This window comes from Sinorhizobium terangae, from assembly GCF_009601505.1.
Classification (GTDB): Bacteria; Pseudomonadota; Alphaproteobacteria; order Rhizobiales; family Rhizobiaceae; genus Sinorhizobium; species Sinorhizobium terangae.
In genome coordinates, this window is the sequence record NZ_WITC01000065.1 from 1 (window position 1) to 4,507 (window position 4,507).

Below are 4,507 nucleotides of genomic sequence, written 5' to 3' on the forward strand. Positions count from 1 at the left end.
CCTTGGAGATTTTGGGATGTCACGACGCTATTCGCAGCTAAATCTGGCCGATCGACGCCGCCTCTTCCACTTTGTCGAACGCAAACTGCCGGTCAAAGAAATGGCGCGCCAACTCGGGCGTCATCGGTCGACGATCTATCGCGAGATCCGGCGCAACACCTTCACGATCGCGAGCTGCCCGACTATAGCGGCTACTTCCCAACGGTTGCTGACGACATCCGCAAAGAGCGGCCGCAGCGTTTGAGGAAGCTTGTGCGGCACCCGCAATTGCGCGAACTGGTGATCGCGCAGCTGAAGGCGCTTTGGTCGCCGGAACAGATCGCCGGTCGTCTGCTCGCCGATGGCGTGAGCGCCGTGCGTGTCTGCACCGAGACGATCTATCGCTTCATCTACGGCAAGGAAGATCAAGCGCTGGAGCTCTATCAGCATCTGGCGGAAGGCCGTCGCAAACGCCGCCCCCGCGGCTCGAGGAAACCGCGCGACGGCGCCTTTCCTGCTGCCTGCAGGATATCGCAACGTCCTGATTTCATTGGTGACCGATCGCAGTTCGGGCATTGGGAGGGCGACTTGTTGATCTTCGAACGTGATCTGGGCAATGCCAACCTGACCTCGTTGGTCGAGCGCAAGAGCCGCTACACTGTGATGATCAAGAACCCGAGCCGGCGCTCAAGACCGATCATGGACAAGATCATCGAAACGTTCTCTCCTTTGCCAGCCTTTGCGCGGCAGAGCTTTACCTTTGATCGCGGTACGGAGTTCGCCGCTTTTAGGGCTTTGGAAGATGGCATTGGCGCGCGCAGCTGGTTCTGCGACCCCAGTGCGCCCTGGCAGAAAGGTGCGGTGGAAAACGCCAATAAGCGCATCCGCCGCTTTGTGCCCAGCGATACCGATCTGTCCGCCGTCAGCCAGCAGCAGCTGGTCGCTCTCGTCCATCATCTGAACGCGCTGCCGCGCAAGTGCCTGGGCTACCGCACGCCGGCCGAAGTCTTCATGGCGCATTTGCGCGAAAGTAGCTGATGCCCTACCCTTCACACGGCATTGTTGCACTTGGATTAGATTCTCCAGTCATGTAATAGTTAGAATCCGCCCACAGAATCAACCAGCACCGGTAATTGCGGTCGATGCGCACCTTATCGGGCCCATTGCGCATCATCTAGATGTGAGCTGCGGCAGGCAAGATCGCCCTGTTGCTGCTCGCAATCACAGGGTATTCGTAATGCGACCTTCATTCAGTTGCATGAAAGCGTGATCGGGTCTGCTCCCTCGTCGAGGAGTGTCAAACGCCATCCGGAACTGCCCCCTTTGCGTCATGAAGAACTGCCCCCACCTTCGGGTTCATGATGTCGGTTGAAGGTTAGTTCCATCGGTGACGGGCCGCAGGGAGGCGGAGCCGACCGGAGGCCTGTCACCGATGGGCGGCCCCATGAGGCCGCTGTTTCGCTTGGCGCGGAGGGCGCCGTGGTCACCATCACGCCATGGGCTGCCAGCGCGCCATTGCCCAGAAGATCAACGATAAGAAGGCCCATTACATCATCGCACTCAAAGGCATCAGGGAACGCTGCACGAAGACGTCAAGCTTTTCGTGGCCGAGCAGAAGGCCAGGGACTTTAAGGACACGGTTGTCACCCGCCAGGAGACGGTCGACGGCGATCATGGCCGCATCCGAAACCCGCAAATATACGCTGATCCATGATGTCGCATGCCTCAAGCAGCGCCACGACTGGCCGGGGTTGTCCGGCCGCCGAGGCGTTCCGGCGCTGCTTCGTCACCTGGGTTTCGGCGCTTCGCCATTCCGGCGCTGTCCTGGATGGGACCTACTCTGTACAGGGCGCAGCCGCTGCGGCCGGGCGCGGTCCGCACCCGGCATTCATCGTCGCGGAAGACCATGTCCAAGACCCAATGCAGGCTGTTTTCGATGGCCCCAATGGTCGCGGGCCATCGGGCCAACTGTCTCAGCGGGTAAACTCAGTGACGTGACATAGAAGCGAGTTTCCTGTTCGGTTTTGGTGGCTGTCTGGCGGGCGCTTTGGACGATTACGATGGTCGAGCATGGCGAAGATGTCGCCGAGGTGATCGTGCGCCGGCGTCCCATTGGTGAAGGGCCGAAAGCGCCGCAACAGAGCCAACCTCTTCTCGCCAAAACGCGCGATATCGGTGAAGGTCTCGGCTCCCGCCAGCACCGCGAGCAGGCACAAGAGCAGGATCTCCTCGAGCGGATAGACGACCTTGCCCGGCTGCCGATGGTCCGGCAGGTCCTTGAAAAAACGAAAGAAAAACCGTCGTCTCCGCCAGCTCAGCCCGATCCGCTTCCGTCTCGTCCATCATTCCATCCTCTCCCGAATCAGAGGATGTCGACAGATTCAGCTCAAAGCCGTCTTGTCACCTATTTCTTCACCCGATTGCCCTGAGGTCCCATCAGGCCAGCGTGTCGGATTGGCTGCGACACCGTTAATCTTGGCTGTCGGGATTCCCCAACGGTGGCGCAGAAGCCAGACGTTCTCGTAGGTGAATGGTCTGCCTCGGGCTGAACGAATGCCCTCGTCGTTCAATTTTTTTGGCGATTTGCCTGTCCATATCGCCCGCAGAGTTGCATAATCCGCTCACGCACAAGCTCGAGTTCGCCATAGTCTCGATCGTAAGATTGAACTCGGCGTTGGATTTGATGTTCGCTGGTAGCGCCGGTCTGCCAAAGAATCCTGATGGCGACCTGACCGCGCCTGCACGATGAAGCGCAAGATACGTTTGCGGTCTTCTGGTTGGGTGGTTTCTGAGTGCCAGATAGCTGGCAAATTCTCGGCGAGTTGCTGAAGCGCCGCCTGCGTCTGTAACACCAAAGGCTCTCGGTCTCTCCACCGGCGATATTCCTGCTCGATCTCATCGACCAAGCGCAGCTTGTCTTCCCATGCCTTTTCCAGGGTTCTGGCGTACGAGACGATTTTCCGACTCCACGGCGTCGTATTCACGCCGAGCTCGCTCGGGATCATACCGCGCACGTTCCCGCCGTAGCGCCCATTGTTTCTCGAGACTCTGCGTTTCCTCCGCGATCTCGTCGAGCGCAGCGATGGCGATTGCGACTTGGTCAGGTTCCAACGCCTTCAGGAGATCTGGGCGACCAGTTCATCCACTGCGGGCGCCCGAACCTCCTGACAGAGAGAACCGCCGGTTTGGCTGAGGTCTGCCTTGCAGTAGTAGACGGGGCATGCATTGTCGGGGCCGCTGTAGCGTACGGTCATCCGCCGTCCGCATCAATATAACCAAGTGTGCGTCTTTGATGCAAACCTCCCAGTCGTCAATGGCCACCTTCGAGGTTGCGCGGTGCGTGGTGCGAACCTGGACCTTGGCGGATCGCATTTATTCGACGCCGGCCGTAGACACATGCGCCAGCATAGGCCGGGTTGTGCAAAATATAGTAAAGGCATGGGATGGATCGTCAGGGAACCTATGAGACCCCGCTTGCGTATTTCAGGCGATCGTGAGCACGGATTTCACGAGATCATGAGCAACGATTTCAGACGATCGTGAGCACCTTTTCGGAGGTGCGGGATGCTTCGGCCGACAACTCAGCTACAGGGTGCCTCGTTCAAACGAGGAAGCCTGATGCCAACCCAGAGATTGTCGATGCGCCGGATCAGAGAAGTTTTACGTCTAGAGTCGGTCAGCGTTAAGCTGAATCGAAACAGGATTGAACTAACCCGCTGACGCGGGAGAGGTGGGTGTTTGGAGGCGCGGTCTCCTGATGGGATGTTGGGGTGTTGAGAACCAACCCCTGACCAGGAGACCGACCGATGACCGACGCCCCGGCAGCGGTGAGCCCGCTGCGCCGCCGCATGATCGACGACATGACGCTCCGCAACCTGTCGCCGGCCACGCAACGATCCTACCTGCATGCCGTGACAAAGTTCAGCCGGTATTTCGGCCGCTCGCCGGATCGGCTGGGGCTGGAGGATGTGCGCGCTTTCCAGGTGTACCTGGTGTCGCAGGGCATCTCCTGGCCGGCGCTCAACCAGACGGTTTGCGCGCTGCGGTTCTTTTACGGCGTGACGCTGGACCGGGCCGAGATCCCCGAGCGGATTGCCTATGCGCGCACGCCGCGCAAGCTGCCGGCGATCTTGAGCGCCGACGAGGTCGTGCGCTTTCTCGAAGCGGTGCCGTCCTTGAAGGCGCGCACGGCGCTGACGACCGCCTATGCCGCGGGGCTGCGTGCCTCGGAGACGGTGAGCCTGAAGGTCGGCGACATCGACAGCCAGCGCATGGTGATCCAGGTCCGTCACGGCAAGGGCGCCAAGGATCGCACGGTGATGCTGTCGCCGCAGTTGCTTGCCATCCTGCGCACCTATTGGCGGCTGGCGCGCCCGAGGAACTGGCTGTTTCCCGGACGCGGCGACAAGCCGATCGATGTGCAGGTGCTTTATGCCGCCTGCCGTTCGGCGACCAAGGCGGCGGGATTGACCAAGCGGGTCAGCGTGCACACGCTGCGGCACTATCTACCCTGCCGGACTATGTCGGG

General features: G+C 60.2%; 5 protein-coding genes and 1 pseudogene. 2 read left to right on the top strand and 4 right to left on the bottom strand.

Going from position 1 to position 4,507, the window contains the following annotated elements; all coding sequences use genetic code 11:
* Positions 1 to 16 precede the first annotated feature (16 nt).
* Positions 17 to 1,017 (top strand): annotated as a pseudogene (locus GHK62_RS17620) (IS30 family transposase).
* Positions 1,018 to 1,525: 508 nt separating this feature from the next.
* Here the strand turns inward: GHK62_RS17620 and GHK62_RS34870 are convergent.
* The 4 genes from GHK62_RS34870 to GHK62_RS17635 all read right to left on the bottom strand — a co-directional run bounded on the left by GHK62_RS34870 (position 1,526) and on the right by GHK62_RS17635 (position 3,233).
* Positions 1,526 to 1,654: a hypothetical protein gene (locus GHK62_RS34870; protein WP_268833860.1), complete on the bottom strand. Its 129-nt coding sequence runs from the start codon at positions 1,652 to 1,654 to the stop codon at positions 1,526 to 1,528.
* Between the two features lie 298 nt (positions 1,655 to 1,952).
* Positions 1,953 to 2,303, bottom strand: coding sequence for a transposase family protein (locus tag GHK62_RS35235; RefSeq protein ID WP_412766029.1), 351 nt, complete (start codon positions 2,301 to 2,303; stop codon positions 1,953 to 1,955).
* Positions 2,304 to 2,600: 297 nt separating this feature from the next.
* On the bottom strand, positions 2,601 to 2,984 hold the full coding sequence (locus GHK62_RS17630; RefSeq protein ID WP_153440455.1) for a hypothetical protein: 384 nt from the start codon (positions 2,982 to 2,984) through the stop codon (positions 2,601 to 2,603).
* A 111-nt stretch (positions 2,985 to 3,095) separates the two neighbouring features.
* Positions 3,096 to 3,233, bottom strand: coding sequence for a hypothetical protein (locus GHK62_RS17635; RefSeq protein ID WP_153440456.1), 138 nt, complete (start codon positions 3,231 to 3,233; stop codon positions 3,096 to 3,098).
* A gap of 552 nt (positions 3,234 to 3,785) precedes the next feature.
* Here GHK62_RS17635 and GHK62_RS17640 point away from each other — a divergent pair.
* Positions 3,786 to 4,507 (top strand): tyrosine-type recombinase/integrase (locus tag GHK62_RS17640; RefSeq protein ID WP_153439715.1); only part of this gene is annotated, 722 nt, incomplete at its 3' end.

What these genes read in the sequence shown, in the direction of transcription:
- GHK62_RS17635 (WP_153440456.1), bottom strand. Translation starts at nt 3,233, where the DNA reads ATGACCGTACGCTACAGCGGCCCCGACAATGCATGCCCCGTCTACTAC.
- GHK62_RS34870 (WP_268833860.1), bottom strand. Translation starts at nt 1,654, where the DNA reads ATGATCGCCGTCGACCGTCTCCTGGCGGGTGACAACCGTGTCCTTAAA.
- GHK62_RS17630 (WP_153440455.1), bottom strand. Translation starts at nt 2,984, where the DNA reads ATGATCCCGAGCGAGCTCGGCGTGAATACGACGCCGTGGAGTCGGAAA.